General features: G+C 61.4%; 10 protein-coding genes and 5 tRNA genes. 9 read left to right on the top strand and 6 right to left on the bottom strand.

What is annotated here, in order from left to right:
- Positions 1-203: 203 nt before the first annotated feature.
- The gene (locus tag AC2T3R_RS07100) at positions 204-1,415 is read right to left on the bottom strand and encodes a pyridoxal phosphate-dependent aminotransferase (RefSeq protein WP_013971543.1); all 1,212 of its coding nucleotides are present in this window, start codon (positions 1,413-1,415) and stop codon (positions 204-206) included.
- Between the two features lie 167 nt (positions 1,416-1,582).
- On the opposite strand from AC2T3R_RS07100, the gene msrB reads away from it, so the two are divergent.
- Complete coding sequence (gene msrB, locus AC2T3R_RS07105) at positions 1,583-1,978, top strand: peptide-methionine (R)-S-oxide reductase MsrB (RefSeq protein WP_486744833.1); 396 nt, start codon at positions 1,583-1,585, stop codon at positions 1,976-1,978.
- A gap of 13 nt (positions 1,979-1,991) precedes the next feature.
- Complete coding sequence (locus AC2T3R_RS07110) at positions 1,992-2,480, top strand: glutathione peroxidase (RefSeq protein WP_015269382.1); 489 nt, start codon at positions 1,992-1,994, stop codon at positions 2,478-2,480.
- Here the strand turns inward: AC2T3R_RS07110 and AC2T3R_RS07115 are convergent.
- On the bottom strand, positions 2,470-4,827 hold the full coding sequence (locus tag AC2T3R_RS07115) for a hybrid sensor histidine kinase/response regulator (protein WP_410953650.1): 2,358 nt from the start codon (positions 4,825-4,827) through the stop codon (positions 2,470-2,472). The two genes, AC2T3R_RS07110 and AC2T3R_RS07115, sit on opposite strands and share 11 nt — an antisense overlap.
- Before the next feature lie 204 nt (positions 4,828-5,031).
- Here AC2T3R_RS07115 and AC2T3R_RS07120 point away from each other — a divergent pair, with 204 nt between their 5' ends.
- Positions 5,032-5,919, top strand: a complete 888-nt coding sequence (locus tag AC2T3R_RS07120; protein ID WP_015269384.1) for an ATP-binding protein — start codon at positions 5,032-5,034, stop codon at positions 5,917-5,919.
- Positions 5,920-6,402, top strand: coding sequence for a GAF domain-containing protein (locus AC2T3R_RS07125; protein WP_003260813.1), 483 nt, complete (start codon positions 5,920-5,922; stop codon positions 6,400-6,402).
- Positions 6,403-6,529: 127 nt separating this feature from the next.
- Here AC2T3R_RS07125 and AC2T3R_RS07130 read toward each other — a convergent pair whose 3' ends face one another.
- Positions 6,530-7,297 (bottom strand): hypothetical protein, encoded by a 768-nt coding sequence (locus AC2T3R_RS07130; RefSeq protein WP_410953377.1) that lies wholly within the window; start codon positions 7,295-7,297, stop codon positions 6,530-6,532.
- A 376-nt stretch (positions 7,298-7,673) separates the two neighbouring features.
- Between AC2T3R_RS07130 and AC2T3R_RS07135 the strand changes: the two genes are divergently transcribed.
- The 5 genes from AC2T3R_RS07135 (at position 7,674) to AC2T3R_RS07155 (ending at position 8,236) form a co-directional block, all read left to right on the top strand.
- Positions 7,674-7,749 (top strand) — tRNA-Glu (locus AC2T3R_RS07135).
- Between the two features lie 4 nt (positions 7,750-7,753).
- A tRNA-Gly gene (locus tag AC2T3R_RS07140) sits at positions 7,754-7,829 on the top strand.
- A 91-nt stretch (positions 7,830-7,920) separates the two neighbouring features.
- Positions 7,921-7,996 (top strand) — tRNA-Glu (locus tag AC2T3R_RS07145).
- Between the two features lie 3 nt (positions 7,997-7,999).
- Positions 8,000-8,075: transfer RNA gene (locus tag AC2T3R_RS07150), tRNA-Gly, on the top strand.
- Positions 8,076-8,160: 85 nt separating this feature from the next.
- Positions 8,161-8,236, top strand: a tRNA-Gly gene (locus AC2T3R_RS07155).
- A gap of 240 nt (positions 8,237-8,476) precedes the next feature.
- Here the strand turns inward: AC2T3R_RS07155 and AC2T3R_RS07160 are convergent.
- From AC2T3R_RS07160 to AC2T3R_RS07170, 3 genes are all read right to left on the bottom strand, one after another.
- Positions 8,477-9,565: a fimbrial protein gene (locus tag AC2T3R_RS07160; protein ID WP_486744834.1), complete on the bottom strand. Its 1,089-nt coding sequence runs from the start codon at positions 9,563-9,565 to the stop codon at positions 8,477-8,479.
- A gap of 4 nt (positions 9,566-9,569) precedes the next feature.
- Complete coding sequence (locus AC2T3R_RS07165; protein ID WP_486744835.1) at positions 9,570-12,095, bottom strand: fimbria/pilus outer membrane usher protein; 2,526 nt, start codon at positions 12,093-12,095, stop codon at positions 9,570-9,572.
- Between the two features lie 229 nt (positions 12,096-12,324).
- Positions 12,325-17,466 (bottom strand): RHS repeat domain-containing protein, encoded by a 5,142-nt coding sequence (locus tag AC2T3R_RS07170; protein ID WP_486744836.1) that lies wholly within the window; start codon positions 17,464-17,466, stop codon positions 12,325-12,327.
- Positions 17,467-17,475 lie beyond the last annotated feature (9 nt).

Consider the following 17,475-nt stretch of genomic DNA (forward strand, 5'->3'; position numbering starts at 1 on the left):
AATCGGGCGACTATTTCAAACTGTGTACGGCGGAGTATGGCAGAGGATGGCGCGGGGGCTGTGGGATAGAGCGTTGCAGGATGTAAGAAACATCCTGTGGGGTTTTGGGGGCTTCTTTGCAGCCCATTCGCAGCACAAGGCTGCTCCTACAGGGGCATGCGTTCTCCTGTAGGAGCAGCCTTGCGCTGCGAAGAGGCCATCACTTACTGCGAATAACCCTTCAGGAAATTCCCGATCCGGCCAATCGCCGCCTCCAGGTCATCCACCCGCGGCAAGGTGACCACGCGGAAGTGGTCCGGCCACGGCCAGTTGAACGCCGTACCTTGAACGATCAGCAGCTTCTCCGACAGCAGCAGGTCGAGCACGAACTTCTCGTCGTTGTGGATCGGGCAAACCTTCGGGTCGATCTTCGGGAATGCATACAGCGCACCCATCGGTTTCACGCAGCTAACGCCCGGGATGTCGTTCAGCAACTCGTAGGTGCGGTTGCGCTGCTCCAGCAGGCGGCCGGGTGGCAGCACCAGGTCGTTGATGCTCTGGTAGCCGCCCAGCGCGGTCTGGATGGCATGCTGGGCCGGCACGTTGGCGCACAGGCGCATGTTGGCCAGCATGTCGATGCCTTCGATGTAGCTTTGCGCGTGGTGCTTGGGCCCGGAGATGATCAGCCAGCCGGAACGGAAGCCCGCCACCCGGTACGACTTGGACAGGCCGTTGAAGGTCAGGCACAGCAGGTCGGGGGCCAGCGAGGCGGTGCTGATGTGCACGGCTTCGTCGTACAGGATCTTGTCGTAGATCTCGTCGGAGAACACCACCAGGTTGTGCTGGCGGGCCAGTTCCAGCATGCCCAGCAGCAGCTCTTTGGAGTACACCGCGCCGGTCGGGTTGTTCGGGTTGATGATCACCAGGGCCTTGGTGTTCGGGGTGATCTTGGCCTTGATGTCCTCAAGGTCGGGGAACCAGTCGGCCTGCTCGTCGCACAGATAGTGCACCGGCTTGCCGCCGGCCAGGCTCACGGCGGCGGTCCACAGCGGGTAGTCGGGGGCAGGGATCAGCACTTCGTCGCCGTTGTTGAGCAGCGCCTGCATCGACATCACAATCAGCTCGGACACACCATTACCCAGGTAAATGTCCTCGATGCCGACGCCTTCGATCTGCTTCTGCTGGCAGTACTGCATCACCGCCTTGCGGGCGCTGAACAGGCCCTTGGAGTCGCTGTAGCCCTGCGCGGTGGGCAGGTTGCGGATCACATCCTGGAGGATTTCGTCAGGCGCCTCGAAGCCAAACGGCGCCGGGTTGCCGATGTTCAGCTTGAGGATGCGGTGGCCTTCCTCTTCCAGGCGCTTGGCGTGCTTGAGCACTGGGCCGCGAATGTCGTAGCAGACATTGGCGAGCTTGTTCGATTTGCTGAACTGCATGATGGGATCCCGATTGAGAAAACGCGCTACGCCCCGCCGAAAGGTTTGAAAGGGCAGGAAGCGGGTGCCAGACTGAACGCCTGGCACACGAAGCCAACTAATATACGTGCCACCCGCGCCCCGGAAAAGACGGTGCGCAGTGAAATTCAGCCTGCCGAGGTCCCTACATGCAAAAGATCGTGAAAACCCTGGAACAATGGCAGTCGATGCTCGACCCCGAGCAGTATCAGGTATGCCGCCTCAAGGGTACCGAGCGGCCGTTCAGCGGCAAGTACAACAGCGAGCGCCGCGACGGCATCTACCATTGCATCTGCTGCGGCCTGGCACTGTTCGATGCGCAGACCAAGTTCGATTCCGGCTGCGGCTGGCCGAGCTTCTACGCCCCCATCGAGGAGAGCGCGATGATCGAGATCCGCGACACCTCCCACGGCATGATCCGCACCGAAGTCACCTGTGCCCGCTGCGATGCGCACCTGGGCCACGTGTTCCCCGATGGCCCGCCACCGACCGGCCTGCGCTACTGCATCAACTCGGTGTGCATCGACCTGCGCCCGCGCGACTGACCGGAGCCCGACCATGGCTGGATCGATACTGGACATCCCCTGCGTGACCCTGGGCGGCGAGCACAAGAAGCTCGGCGACTTCCCCGGCAAGGCGCTGCTGGTGGTCAATACCGCCAGCCAGTGCGGCTTTACCCCGCAGTACAAGGGCCTGGAGCAACTGTGGCAGGCCTATCGCGCGCGCGGGCTGGTGGTGCTGGGCTTCCCCTGCAACCAGTTCGGCAAGCAGGAGCCGGGCGATGCACGGGAAATTGCCCAGTTCTGCGAGCGCAATTTCGGTGTGAGCTTCCCGCTGTTCCGCAAGGTCGAGGTCAACGGCCCCGGCAGCCACCCGCTGTTCGTCGAACTCAAGCAGCGCGCCCCGGGCATTCTGGGCAGCCAGAAGATCAAGTGGAACTTCACCAAGTTCCTGGTCGACCCGGCCTCTGGCCAGGTAACGCGCTACGCCCCCACCACCAAGCCGCAGGCCCTGGAAGCGGACATCGAGCGCCTGCTCAGCCGTTAACCGGCACCCAGTGGTCGACCAGCGCCAGCAGCTCTTCACGGCGGAACGGCTTGGCCAGGTAGTCGTTCATGCCGGCTGCCCGGCAGCGCTCGCGCTCTTCGGGCATGGCGTTGGCGGTGAGGGCGACGATTGGCAGGTCGGGCCAGCGACCGCTTTGGCGGATACGCCGGCTGGCCTCGTAGCCGTCCATCACCGGCATGTTGCAGTCCATCAGGACCAGATCGAATTCGTCCTGTTCCAGTAGCTCCAGGGCCTCGGCGCCTTGGGTGGCCAGCTGTACCTGGCAGCCGAGCTTGGCCAGCATGCCCTTGGCCACCAGCTGGTTCACCGGGTTGTCCTCCACCAGCAGGATGCGCGCGCGGCCTTGTTCCAGGATGATGGCCGGGGTCGCCAGCGGGTGTTCGGGCTCATGGCCCTGCAAGGTGCGGCGCAAGGTCTGGTACAGGGCGTTGCGCGCCAGCGGCCGGGCCAGTTGGTGCAGGGGGGCGAGGGCGACCGACTGTTCGCTGGGCAGGAAGTTGCCGTAGGCGGTCACCAGCAAGATCGGTGTTTTCAATGCCGGGCGCAGTTCGAACAGGTGGTCCAGGCTGTCGGTGATCAGCAGGTCGATGGCCGTGGCGTCGAGCCCCGCGCAGCTGTCATGGTGCTGGTAGGCAAGGCCCCAGGCAGGCAGCAGGTCCTGCAATAGTTCATCGAGCCCGCTGCCGGCCGTGCTCAGCGCCGCCACGCGCCCGTGCAACGGTGCTGGCGCAATGGCCTCGGTGTGTACGGCCAGTGGCAGTTCGGCGGTGAAGCGGCTGCCGAAGCCAGGGTCGGACTTGATGTGCAGGTGGCCCTGCATGGCCTTGCACAGGTTGCGTGTCAGCGCCAGGCCCAGGCCGGTGCCACCGTACTGGCGTGTGATGCCGGCGCCGGCCTGGGTGAATGGCTGGAAGATCCGTGCCTGGGCTTCTTCGGGGATGCCGATGCCGGTGTCGCGCACTTCCAGGCGCACACCGCCGACGATGGTCGACAGGCGCACATCCACGCGGCCGAAGCGGGTGAACTTGAGGGCGTTGGACAGCAGGTTGCTGACGATCTGCCGTACCCGCGTGGGGTCGCCAAGCACGCTGCTGGGGAAGTCGCGGGCGATCAGGCAGGTCAGCTCCACGCTTTGCGCGGTGTTCTGCGACAGCAGGTTGGCAGTGTCCTCGACCATCGAGCCCATGTCGAACGGAATGCGCTCCAGCTCCAGCTGGCCGGCATCGAACTTGGACAGGTCGAGAATATCGTTGAGCAACTCCACCAGCACCTTGCCCGAGTCATGGGCTATCGCCAGCTGCTGGCGTTGCTCGCTGGGCAGCGGGCTGTCCAGGGCAAGGGCGATCATGCCGAGCATGCCGTTGAGCGGGGTACGGATTTCGTGGCTCATGTTGGCGAGGAAGGCGGCGCGCGCCTGGGCCATGTCCAGCGCCCGGCGGCGGGCTTCTTCCAACTCCTGGTTGGACAGGCTCAGGCTGCTGTTGCTGGCCTTCAGCTCGTTGGTGCGTGCCGAGACGATATCCTCCAGCTCGTTGAGGTACTGGGTCAGGCGGTTTTCTGCGGTGCGCCGCTGATCGATCTCGGTGGCCATGCTGACGAACTGCTGGTTGGCGACCCTTACCAGTACGCCGATTTCGTCATGTTCATGTCCGGGTGGGCATTGCAGGCGGGTTTGCGTGGGTTTGCGCGGGTCGCTGCCGCTGAGCGCACCAATTACCGTCACCAGCGGCTTGGTCAGCATCATGTAGAACAGCGCCAGGAGGATGCCGGTCAGCACCAGGCTACGGGCGAAGCCGTTGAGCAGGGTGATCCCGGCACGGTCGAGAAAGCGGCTGCCGAAGGCGTAGGTGTCCACCTCCAGGTAGAGGGTGCCGAGGTTTTCCTCGGGCATGTGGGTCAGATACAGCCGTTCCTTGAACTGGCGCTGATCGCCGAACAGGAAGTCGCTGAGTGGCCGGTAGCGGTCCTCCAGGCGCGGCCGTTCGACGTCGGCCAGTACCGTTTCGTTGTTGTCGATCAGCCGCGCACGGATGATGGCCGGCGACTCCAGCAGGCCGCGAGTCAGCTCCAGCGCCAGCTCCGAGTCGATGTTGTAGGCAATGCGCGAGGCCGGGTTGTGGCTGATTTGCAGCAGGGCGCGCACTTCACGGTTGATGGACGCGTCTTCGCTGGCATAATCGATGCCGATCTGGATGAGACTGAGCAATGTTCCCAGGATGAAGCCGACCAGGACTGTCAACCGGGCTTGCTTGTATGACAGGCGATTGGTGAACTTGATATCCATGTGTCCCGAGCCGGTTTCACGTCCCTTGCGCTGCGCAAGCATAGCCGAATAGCCCCGGCTGCTGGTGGGTCTGTCTGTTCATTTCAGTTGATTGCCAAGCGGGGGCCGCTTTGCGTCCCTTCGCGGGCTTGCCCGCTCCCACAGGTATATCACTGCCCTCGAGATTTGCAGTGTACCTGTGGGAGCGGGCAAGCCCGCGAAGGGGCGCGCAGCGGCCCCAAAAAACTGAAATTCGTAGGAGTCGTCATGGACGCTCGCTTGATTGCTTTCCTGGACCGCGCCGAATCGGTACTGGCCCGCCTCGAACCCCTGTTGCCGGCCCAGCGCCCGAACATCGACTGGGCCACCACCCTGGCCGCGCGCTGGCAGCGCGATGGCCGCAGCGGCTACCTGCTGCCGCTGGAGGTCAGCCTGGACATTCGCCTCAGCGACCTGATCGGCGTCGACCTGCAGCGTGACCAGCTGGGCCGCAACACCCATCAGTTCATCAACGGCATGCCAGCCAACCATGCACTGCTGTGGGGCTCGCGCGGCACCGGCAAGTCGTCGCTGGTACGTGCCTTGCTGGCCGAGCATGCCGGTGCCGGCCTGCGCCTGATCGAAATCGAACGTGATCACCTGGCCGACCTGCCGCGTGTAGTCGAGCAGCTGCAGAAGCTGCCGCAACGCTTCATCCTGTTCTGCGACGACCTGTCGTTCGAAGCCGGGGAGGGCGACTACCGGGTGCTCAAGAGCGTGCTCGACGGCTCGCTCGAGCAGGCCCCCGACAATGTGCTGCTGTACGCCACCTCCAACCGCCGCCACCTGGTGCCGGAAAAGGAGAGCGACAACGAGAACTGGAAGCGCGTGGACGGCGAGCTGCACCCCAGTGAAGCGGTGGAAGACAAGATTGCCCTGTCCGACCGTTTTGGCCTGTGGCTGTCGTTCTACCCCTTCACCCAGGAACACTTCCTGAACGTGGTCGAGCACTGGATCGGCCAGCTCGCGCAAACTGCCGGCCTGGCCTGGCAGCGCAGCGAAGAACTCGACATCCTCGCCGTGCGCTGGGCCACCGGCCGCGGTAACCGTAATGGCCGTTGTGCCTATCAGTTCGCCCGCTACTGGGTCGGGCTGCAATTGCTGGAGCAAAAGTAAATGATCGACCTCAATGCCAGTGGCGCCGGCCTCGACGGCTACAACCTGCTGGCGGCGCAAGTGCAGGCGCTGTTTGCCGACGAGCGTGACTTCATCGCCAATGCCGCGCAGTTTTCGGCGTTCCTCTATAACCAGGTGGACGACCTGAACTGGGCGGGGTTCTACCTCAACCGCAACGAAGAACTGGTGCTGGGCCCGTTCCAGGGCCAGGTGGCGTGCGTGCGCATCCCATTCAGCAAAGGCGTGTGCGGGGCGGCAGCGGCCACCCGGCAGACCCAGCGGGTAGAGGATGTGCATGCGTTCCCGGGGCACATTGCCTGTGACAGCGCGTCCAACAGCGAGCTGGTGATCCCGCTGGTGAAGGAGGGCAGGTTGATTGGTGTGCTGGACCTGGACAGCCCGAAGCTTGGGCGCTTCAGTGAGGCGGATCAGGTGGGGCTGGAGCGGTTGGCGGCGATTTTTCTGGAGTTGACCGACTGCTGATATTTGTTGCCTGTACCGGCCTCTTCGCGGCTAAAGCCGCTCCTACAAGGATCGCACCAAGCCTGAGGGCGATGCGGTCCCTGTGGGAGCGGCTTTAGCCGCGAAGAGGCCGGTACAGGTTGAAGCATCAGTCGTACATCACCTTCTTCTTCCAGGTCTCTTCCTCATCGGTCTTGAGCCCCTGGGTCAGTTCATTCTGCTCGTCCTCCGCCGGGGCCATGCGGTCCAGCACTTGGGCATTGGCCCGAGCCAGCAGCTTCTCCAGGTACGTCAGCTGCTCTTCATACACCTTCGGTTCCGGCTGCTTGCGCAGGTACTGCACGCCGCGCTCGAAGGCCAGGCGCGCCTGGCCCGGCTGGTTCTGCTGCAGGGCTTGCTGGCCGAGGTTGTTGAAGAACTCGATATGCAGCAGCACCAGGATATGGCGGATTTCCTTGATCCATTGCTTGGCCTCGGGCGTGGGCAGGAAGCCCTCCTGGGCGGCGCGGGTCACCTGGTTGTGCAACGCCTCCAGCAGGAAGCGCACATCCTTGGCCTTGATCTCGGTCTGGATCGGGTTGGGCGGGTTGTTCACCGGGATCTGCGCACCCTGGGCAATCAGGTTTTCCAGTTCGGCGATGCGCGCCTTGATCTCGGCATTGTGCTTGTCCATCGCCAATTGACGCTGGTTGAGGTTGAGCTCCAGGCGGGTCAGCAGCAACTTCAGCGCGGGGGTCATGAACTGGCCGGGGAAGGTCTCGGTGATTTCGCCACAGCGGCGCAGGCGGTCGGCCAGCTCGATCTTCATCCGGGCGCGTTCGAGCTTGCCGTTCTCGACCACATTGTTTAGGTAGCCGATCACGATCAGCAGCGCGATACCCGCCACGATGAGCAGGGTGATCAGAAGTGGTGTCACCGTTAATGCCTCATTGAAGAAGAATTACAGCTTGAGTGTAGTGAGTTCGGTGTGGGACGAACAGCTGCTAAATCCCTGTGCCGGCCCTTTCGCGGGCTTGCCCGCTCCCACAGGTGCAACACAGGCCTGAGGGTTGGCGACAACCCTGTGGGAGCGGGCAAGCCCGCGAAAGGGCCGGCACAGGATTGCTTCTCTCTATATCGGCATCCCATCCCGCATCTGCACCCCAACTCACCCGGAAGTCATTGATTTAAATAAATTTCTACAAAGGGGTTGACGCCTGTCCGAACCATCCATAGAATGCGCGCCACTTGCAGCGTAAAGCACACAGCGAAACGCGGCAGGGAGTGAAAGCAGGCAGTAATGCCAGCAGCGTGTCCCCTTCGTCTAGTGGCCTAGGACACCGCCCTTTCACGGCGGTAACAGGGGTTCGAGTCCCCTAGGGGACGCCAAATTGCGGGAATAGCTCAGTTGGTAGAGCACGACCTTGCCAAGGTCGGGGTCGCGAGTTCGAGTCTCGTTTCCCGCTCCAGTTTCTCCGGCAACGCTTAACTGCGGGGCAGGAAAAGAAAATCCAGGCTGAATCGTGAGGTTCAAACCTGGTGCACTGAAAAGTGTCGTGTGTCCCCTTCGTCTAGTGGCCTAGGACACCGCCCTTTCACGGCGGTAACAGGGGTTCGAGTCCCCTAGGGGACGCCATTTGCGGGAATAGCTCAGTTGGTAGAGCACGACCTTGCCAAGGTCGGGGTCGCGAGTTCGAGTCTCGTTTCCCGCTCCAGTTTAAATACTGTGGCGTCTATGCGGTGCAGTGGTGGTGAAGGTCTTCAAGGCGCTTCACGCCGATAGTGGTAAAGCTTCAAAATGCGGGAATAGCTCAGTTGGTAGAGCACGACCTTGCCAAGGTCGGGGTCGCGAGTTCGAGTCTCGTTTCCCGCTCCAAACATGTAACCAGACGCCCCGACTTGTTCGGGGCGTTTGCTTTTGTACTGAAAAAAGCTCTCCAGCCTCTCATGGCTTCATTTTCCTGGCTCACAGGACACGGATTGCCCGCTTGGGCTGTACGTGGTGGGCGCACCCTATAACGAGAAATGCTCCCCATCTTTCGATGCGGAGCATTTTTGCGTTTTTGCTTTTCCCAAACCAACAACCTGGCAAGCAAGTTGCCAGGCCGGGTGCAAATCAGCGATAAGTGACGGTGAAATTGAGTGCCCCATTGGCCTCGCCCGGGGTTACGGTGGGCGCGGTCTGGTAATAGCGGGCCTGGAAATTCAGGGTGAGGTCGCCGGGGCTCAGCGGCATCACGGCAACTTCTTCTTCCAGCCGAAAGGGGCTGCCGTCTGCGTGCAGCACCTGGATACCGATGCCAGTAGCCCCCGAACCGCTGGACAGGCTGAATACACCCTTGTCGACGTCTATCGGTTTCGACCCATTGGCTCCGTCGAGCCGTATATAGGCCTGGGTGCCGCCTGATGCGTCGCTTTCGCAGTCGTTGAGTGTGATCCTGAAGGGGACTGCTTTCGTGAAGTCATCAGGTTTGCCGAAGTCCTTCACGTCGTGGGTGCCCAGATCTACCGGGGCCGGGCTGACGGCGTTGGCCTTCAGCGTGCATTGCGCGGTGGTCACTGTGCCATGCAAGTGCGCACGCATCACGGTGCCGACATCGCTGTAGGTGCCACTGAACAGTTGAATACCGTTGAACGACTGGGGGCCGGGGGCAATCGGGCCGGTCTTGATCAGCGTGATGTATGCACGCAGGTTGTTCAGTTGGATGCCGGTGGGGCCAGGGTCGTGATCGGCGTAGCCTTGCCAGGGGACCGACGTCCAGTTGATGTAAGTCCAGGCATTGCTGGGGCTGCCACCTTTGCCGTGATATGGTGCGGCCAGGCGCACATGAATGCCGATACCATCCACGCCGGTCTGGATCACGCGGCCGGTGAGGTCTTCGCCGTTGATCGGCGGCAGCGAACCAGTGAACAGTGGCTGGGTGTTGTTCACGTTGGCCGTAAGGGTTGGGCCTTCGGCCATGAAATTGCTACAGATTACCTGGAGGCCAGCTTCGTTGGGCCGGTTGTAGTAAGTTTCGGCCTGGCCAATGACCGACCCGATTGGCGCATCGCGGCCTACCCATTGGTGTTTGAGATCGATGTTGTGCTCCAGTTCGCCGCTGATGCCGCCGCTCCAGTCGCAGGCCGATCGTGCAAAGACCTCGCCGCTGGCCAGCAGTGCCAGGCACAGGGAAGTCAACGAGACGCGGGTGGATGGTTTCATGGGTTCAGGTCCGGGGGCTGTCTGTCGAGGATTGCGGGCATTGCAGGGTCTGAAGGCGGTAGCCTTGTTCCTCGCGCATGCTTCGAGGGGCGATGGCCAGCTGGCAGGTCTGGCCGCCCCACTGCACGTGCAATGACTGTGGTTTGTCGTCGGTGGCCACTAGCGCCTGGCCGGCCTGGCCGACCACCGCCAATACCTGGCCATGCTCATCACTGACCTGGGCGCCAAAGGGCAGCGGCTTGCCGTTGGCCTGTAGCAAGGTCAGGATCAAGCGGCTGACATTGCGTGCGGCAAAGGTTGCTTTGACGATTGCGCCGCGGCGAGGGACAACCTGGGTGCTGCCGTTGTCTATCTGTACCTGTGGCGCCAGGTCGGCGGTGTCCAGGTGCAGCGGGTTGCTGCGATAGGGGCGCAGGTGTGGTGCGATCAGGTAGCCGGCGCTGTCGGTCCTTCCGCCAGGGGTGCTCTGCACACCGAGGCCTGGTGTGCCAGGGACCTCGACAAGGGCGTTGGTTTCGCCGAGTTGGCTGCCCATGGTCAGGCCGCCCGCGTGCAGCACCATGGCGCCACTGGCGTTGGCCGAGAATGACTGATAGTCGTTACCCTGGGTGTAGCCGGCACCGACGTTGGCCCAGGCCCCTTGATAGCCGACCGACAATGCGCCGGATGTCTGTTGCTGAATATCGCGGGTGGTCGAGGCGGTATACCTTAAACGATTGTCCAGCGCGCCGCCGCTGAGGCTGGCGCGCTGGCTCTGGCGCCCGTTGCTGGCCTGGGTGCCGATCGTGGCACTGGCACCGTTGAACCAGTCCAGGGGCAAGGTAATGTTCAGGCCGATCAGGCGGTCCTGGTGGTTGTTGCGGGTCAGCGATTGCGAGGCGAACAGGTTGAAGTTGATGTTGCGGTACTGGGTGTTGTACTGCAGCTGGTACTGTCTGCGTTGCAGGTTGTTGCGCCAGTAGTCGTCCTGGGACAGCGTCAGGCTCAGCGAGCCGTAATTGCCCAGGCTCTGGTATACCGACGCTTCGAGGCGGCTGCGGCGGTTGCCGAGGTAGCCGCTGTAGGCATTGCGTTCGCGTACGGCCTCGTCATAGTCGCGGTAACCTTCGCTGGAGTAGCGGTAGCCGGCGAATCGCAGATTGGTACCGGTGGTGAACGCCTTGCCGTAGCGGGCGGAATAACTCTGGCCCTGCACTTGGCCGAGGCGCTGGCCCAGGTCGGCGCTGGCCTGGGTGACATCCAGCGACACCGCGCCCAGGTGCCCCAGGTCGCGAGCCATGCCGAGCAGTGCGGCGCGGTAGTAATCGCCGCCCTGCACGCCGCCATACAAGGTGCTCCAGCTGCCGCCGCGGGCCAGGGTCGCCTGCCACAGCAATGGATTGTCGAGGTGTTCGGCGCCATTGTAGCGGCCCAGGGTGGCGCTGTAGCGCCATACGCCCTGGCGCAGCAGGTTGGTCAGGCTGGAATACGGCTGGAGGAAGCGCCGTACCTGGCCGTCGGCCTCGGTCAGCACCACTTCCAGCTCACCGCTGCCGCCGCCCACACCAAGGTCATCGATCACATAGGGCCCAGGGGCGACGAAGGTGGTGTAGATCGGGTAGCCGTTGAGCAGCACCTCCAGTTTCGCCCGGGTCTGGGCGACGCCACGGATGACCGGTGCATAGCTTTGCATCACATCAGGCAGCATGCCCATGTCAGAGGCCACCTGCATGCCCTTGAACGGCAGGCTGCGGAAGACTTCGCCGTGGCTGAAGGTTTCGCCGAGGGTGAAGTTGCCGCGGTTGTCGGGCAGGTCGCGTTGCACATAGGTATTGCTGCGGGTCCAGCTGCGTTCCCCTTGGCCATCGTCGCGTAGCGCCTGGCTGCTGCGCAGGCGCCAGCCGCCCAGGTTGACGCCGCTGTTGAGCAGCAGGTCGTGGCTGGCTTGGCTGCCGTCCCGGCGGTTGAGGGCCTGGGTGGCGACCTGGTAGTTGAGGAAGGCGGCGTTGATGCCGGCGTCCCAGCGCTCGGCCGGTACCGCACCGGCAATGTCGCGGCGCAAGGCGAATTGCGGGATCGACACGGCCAGTTGCAGCTTGCCGGGGTCCAGTTCGGCACGGGCGTCAGGCAGCAGTTTGACCAGGTCCTGACAGGGCATGCTGTCATCCAGCGGCTGCTCCAGGGCCTCTTCGCGCAGCCCGAATTCGCGCAGCAGGTCTGCCGAGAGGCAGGCTTGCAGGCCTTGTTGGTCCAGGCTGGGCAGGAAATCCAGCTCGTGCTCGCCGAGCAGAGCCAGGTTCAGGGTAATGCTCACACGGTAACGGCCGGGTGCCAAGGCTGCACTGGCAGCGAGTGATTGTAGTGCCAGTTGTGCGGCGTCGGCCGACTCGCCGGGCGCCTGACGCATGAAGCTGGCGTTGAACACCGGTGATGGCGGGCTGGCCTGTACCGGCCGGTAGGCACACAGCAGCAGGCTGGTGCCACCCAGCGCCAGCAACGGCGCAAGGCGCAGGCGGGATGGCATGCGTGAGCGTTGGGGGAGGGGGGGCATGGGCGGTTACCTATCGGGGGCGACGGGCCTGGCCTTTGTGCAGGTTGGCCGTGGCAGCGAGAACGAAGGACCGCACGATAGGAATTAATGGAGATTCAGGATGTAGGTGATTTCTGTTTGAGGAGGGGAATAGTTTGCAGTGGGATGGAGTGAAAAATCAGGGCCCCGAAGGGCCCTGAAGAAGAGAGGTATCTTGCATTGGTAATGAATGTAGGTGTGAACTAATTAATTAGTCCGTAAGAATAGGGAATGCACCGCGGAACTCTCTCCTATCGATGTTCGAGTGTCGTACTGTCTGTATGTCGACATGGTTTTTGAACTTATATTTACGCATTTGATTCATAAGTTTTGAGAGGTCGTCAGTAGAAGCAGCCCGTTGTATAGGAGGGGCAGGCGGTTGGCTTCCACTAGTTTCAGAACCTGCTAGGGACGTTTGTTGGACTGGTTCCTGGGTAGTTGCAGTTTCGATTATCTCTGGTGCGCTATGTCTGCGTAGGCTGCCGGTTTGGGTACTCTGAGTGACTTGAGGAATGCCTTGAGAAGTTACTAGGGAAGTGTCATCGCGGTCACCAGTTGTAGCACCCGCTGCCGAGATCGAGTTACTCCTGCTCCCGCCACCTGTTGCTGGTACGTTTGTTTTCGGTGGTTTAAAAAATCGGCTAATTCTCGTACCAACTGCAGCCACGGACATCAAAGCGCCACCGCCAAACGTCATTACGTTGCCAATCATGTTCGCCACATCGTTTTTCTCCGCTATACCGTACGCCATTACACCCACGCCAGCAACCGCAATCGCAACACCGGCCACGGCTAATACAATGCCGAAGCCTGCAGGCGGGAAGGCAAATAGTAAGGCCACGCTGGTAGCAGCGCTCACTATGGCGAATCCCACTGACAGCCACTTCTCCAGGAAACTTTTCTTCGGTTCCTTGATGGGGTCGTTGAAGGGCGGTAGCGGATCGTTGTTGCCCTCGGCGTAATGCCCGGTGGGGTCGCGCCACTTGACAGGATTACCCAGCGCGTACAGGTAAGGGTTGATCCCGGATTGCTCCGGTGCGAACGAGTCCGGGCTGTTGAAGCACATCAGCCCTGGGCTGTAGGCGCGGTAGCCGCGGCCCATCAAATACCAGCCAAAGACGGGTTCGCGTACCTCGCCTCTGAACGCCGCCAGGCTTGCCAGGTACTTCTCTTCCTCGTCGTTCTTGTCCAGCGGGCGCTCTCCGTAAACACTGTAGCGGGTGTCGTGCAGGCCACTTTCGGCATACTCCCCGATCACGCTGTAGGCCGCATCGGTAAGTAGCAGGCGGTTATCGTGCGGCTGCCCGTCCACTTGCATGGCCAGTGCTGCTTCACCGTCGTACAGATAGCGGGTCAGCACGCCTTGGTCGAGGGTGGCACTGAGGCGATAGCCCTGGTAGCGGCGTTGCACCTCGGCGGCTTCGCCGTACTTGGCTCCGACCAAGTGATCATGGCCGTCGTAACGGTACCTGGCCAACACTTCTATATCGTTGCTGGCGCGAACTTCGGTGAGCCGGCTGCGGTCATCGTAGTGCAGCTTCCGACCCCATTCATCGTTGCGCATGTTGCCGTCCTTGTCGTACTCGAAGACCTGGTCGGCGGGGTAGTCGGGCTGCAGGGTGTGGGTCACGCGTTGAAGCTGGCAACTGCCATCGGTTTTGTAGGTAAAGCGGGCGCTGTCCGTTTCGCCATCTGCGAAGCTGGTAGAGCAGCGGGTCAGTTGGTCCCTTTCATTGAAGCGCATTACCTGAGAGGTCATGGCACGCCCGGCCGTGTTGCGGGGCAGTTGCGAGCCGTTGTACTCGACACTTTCCAGGCGGTCCAGATCGTCATAGGCGAAGATTTCCTCGAGCAGCAGCACGCCGGACTGATGGCGGGTCCGGATGTGCAGCTGGTCATCGTCACGCCATTTCTGCTCCAGCACCTCTACCGTTCCGTTGTCCAGGGTCAGAGTGCGTTGCACCTCGCGACCGAAGCAGTCGTACTGCTGTTCGCAGGTGACCTTGCGTTTGCTGTACTGGTCCACGGTTTCGGTTTTTTTCACTCGGCCATCTTCGTCGTATTCAAAGCTGGCTTCCAGCGTACCCTGCAGGATTTTTACCAGGCGCCCCTGCGGGTCATAGCGGTAAATGGTGTTCTCGGTGTTGTCGCTACTGCGCTCCAAGGAGCGGCCTTGCAGCGAGTGGCGGTAACGGATGGTATGGTCGTCGTTGATACGGTTGTTCGCCGTTTCGCCTGTCCAGCTTTCCTGTAGCAGGTATCCCTGGTCCGTGTAGCGGTAGGTGCGTTTGCCCTCGGGGTTGCTGGCCGAGGTAATGGAGGCATCCGGGCGCTCGAATTCAAAGCTTGGGTTGTCGAGGCTTGTCGTCAGCTGCCCTTGCTCCCCGGTGACGGTGGTGCTGATCCGGGTGGGCAAGGTCGTTACTTCTGGTTGATAGCTGTAGGTATGGGTGCGCTTGCTGGTGCGGTGATGCTGGTGTACCAGCGTGCGTCCTTCCTGGTAGTCATAGCGTTCGATCCGTGGCCCGACGGTCAGCGTGCTCATGCGGCCGAGGCCATCGAAGGTGCGTGTGCAGATTGGGGTTGCATCGCCTTCGAGTTCCAGGCTGGTGGTGAGGGTGTCGCTGGAGAAATCGATGAAGCGGCGTATCAGCGCGCTCTGGTCGGGGCGTTCGTTGCGCATCATGCGGCCCCAGACATCGTAGCTGAACTTCCAGGCATGGCGCAGGGCCGGTTTCGGGGCCGCAGGCGTGCTCAACGGGTCGCGCTGGGTGCGAGTCTCCTTTACGCAGCGGCCGAGGCCTTCGTAGAGGTAGTCGCGCCTGCCTACCTCTTGCCCGTCCAGGTCGATGCGCTGTTCATATACGGGTTTGCCAAAGCGGTTGAGCTCGACCTTTTGCAACTGGCGTCTCAATGGCTGCTTCAGGGCCGCTTCATCGGCTCGTTCCTGCCAGGTTTCGATGATGTCTCCGTCTTTGCCAAACGGCGAGCGTTGCTGGCAATGGATGACGCCATTGGGGCCGATGGTCTTGCTCAGGTTGCCCCAGTCGTCGTACTCGAACCGGCTGGTCAGTGCGAGGCTTTCGTTGTTGTCGAGATAGTCATGGACGGTTTCGGCGCATTGGCGCCCAAGACTGTCGTATTGCTTCGTGGCCACGGTGAAGGTCTTGCGTACCGGATTGTCCGGGTCATTGGCCGTATCGATTTCGCGCTTCTCGCCTACGCTGCGGTTAAGTCCATCGAGTAACAGGGTGCTCACGACTTTTTGCACATTGGTTGTCACCTGGGTTGGCTGGGAAGCTTCCACGCTAAGGTGATAGTCGTAGGTGCACGACGCCGCGAAGCTGGTGCCGGGTGCGACGGTTTCGCGAACCTTGCGGCGCACTGCATCGTAGTAGAAGTGTGTGTACACACCATTGGTGTCCTGCTGGCGCATTATCTGGCCGGTGTAGCGTGATACGGCACTGTGCAGGGTGCGTTGCCTGAGGTCGTGGCCCTGTACGGTGTGGCGGATCTGGAGCAAGCTCTGCTTGCCGTCATCGCCGTTGATCAGGCTGTAGAACGATGTGCTGGTGGTGGTCCTGTCCTTGATCGGGTCGTCGCCATGCTTCATGGTCTGGCGCACGACATCCGGGCGCATGTGCAGCAGGGGGGTATCCGGTTTTTCCAGGTAGGTGAGTTCGGTGTGCTGCAGCAAGGTCGCGGCTGCGTTCGCATCGGTGCTGGCCAGTTGCAAGGTGCGCTGCTCCTTGATCACTGTCTCACCGAAGGTCTTGCGTGCGCCGTCGAGCGGGGCGATTGCCTTGTAGCGATAATGGCTGCGCAGGATTGCCGACTGACCATCATCGGGGGTGGGGTAGGTGGTCTTGTACTTGATCCGGCGCTTGAAGTGCTGCGGGTCGGCTGGGCAGGCAACCTGTTCCTTGCCATCGACGATTTCTGTTTCGCCCGTGATGGGGTAGTAGGTGTATACCGTGCGGATGCCGGAGTACTCGACCTCTTCGAGCATGTTGCAATGTTCGTCGAAGGTCGTCGTCTTGAATTCCTCGCGCGGCCAGATGTTTTCGTTCTCGAGCCTCCAGCGTTGGGTCACTTTATACGGAAGCTGGAAGTAAGCCGGTTGGTCCTTGAATGCCACCCCCTCTTGCTCGTGGTATTCGGTGTAGATTTCCTGCACGCAACCGTTCTGTACTTCGGTTTCGCGGGTCATCAGGTGGAAGCGGTTATAGCGACTGGTAACGGTACGTATTACCTTGCCGTCACCCGGTGAATCGTCATCGGCTGCCTTGAGCCAATGACTGGCGGTCGAGCCATATTCGAAGTCACTGCCAGTGAACTGATACAAATTGTCCAAGCCATCATCACGCCAGGTGATGCCACCTGCACCTCGGCCAAGATAGTTGTTATCGGTGTATTCGTAGGTGGTGACCATCTCCGGCTGACCGAAGCGTGGGTCGACTGCGTGGCGCTTGACCCGGGGAAGAGGCGGGCGGGCGTCGTTCGGGAACCGATGCCCGTTCTCTTTGGTCCAGTATTCGAGTGTTTCAACCGCACCGAAAGGTGTGGTGATCTCCTTCAGCAGTGCCATGTACTGTTGCAGGTCCTCGTCATACTCGATGTGGTAGTAATCAAAGGTCCAGCCAGCGCCTTTGCCGCTTGGTAGCAGCACCTGGGTAGGTACCCTTTGCGTCGGGGATCCGCGGTTTTCGAGTTTGATTTCATATCGGGCCGAGGGCTGGGTATCGCTGTCGACGTCGGGATACAGGTCGAACTTCACGCTACCGCTGTCATAGTGAACCTTCAGCAATGTCACGCCGTTGCCGTCAACGATGCTCGTCAGGCAAGGTGTCTCATTGAAGTCCTCGTAGTCCAGAGTGATCCAATGCCCGGATGCTGCTTCGATGCGGACCGGCAAAGCGATGCGTCGGTCGCTGGGGCCTTTGAGTTGCAGAAATTCTACCAGGCCGGTCTTGTATTCCAGGCGCCAGTTCTCTGCATCTTCCTGGTGCAGGTGGAAACTCTCCATTTTGCGCTCATCGAATACCAGCCCGGTACCATCCTCCATGTCGCTGCCGGTAACTTTCAGCGTCTCGCCGGTTTGCATGGTCAACATGTTGGTGGCGGGCACATATTGGCTGGAGTTCAGTCCCCAGCCGGTGCCGAAGCCCGCATCCAACTGGTTCATCGGATTGAAACCAAGGCGCGGAGTCAACGCCGGGCCCATCTGATCGTTACCCACCAGCTCTGGCAGTACGATAGCCAAGGTGTACTGCCCGGTGCGCGGGTCTACGCTGTTCTGCACAAAACTGCTGAAGTTGTAGGCATTGGATTGTGCTGTCGAGATGGCGGACATATCCGTGTG

This window comes from Pseudomonas sp. PVC-5-1, assembly GCF_057444345.1.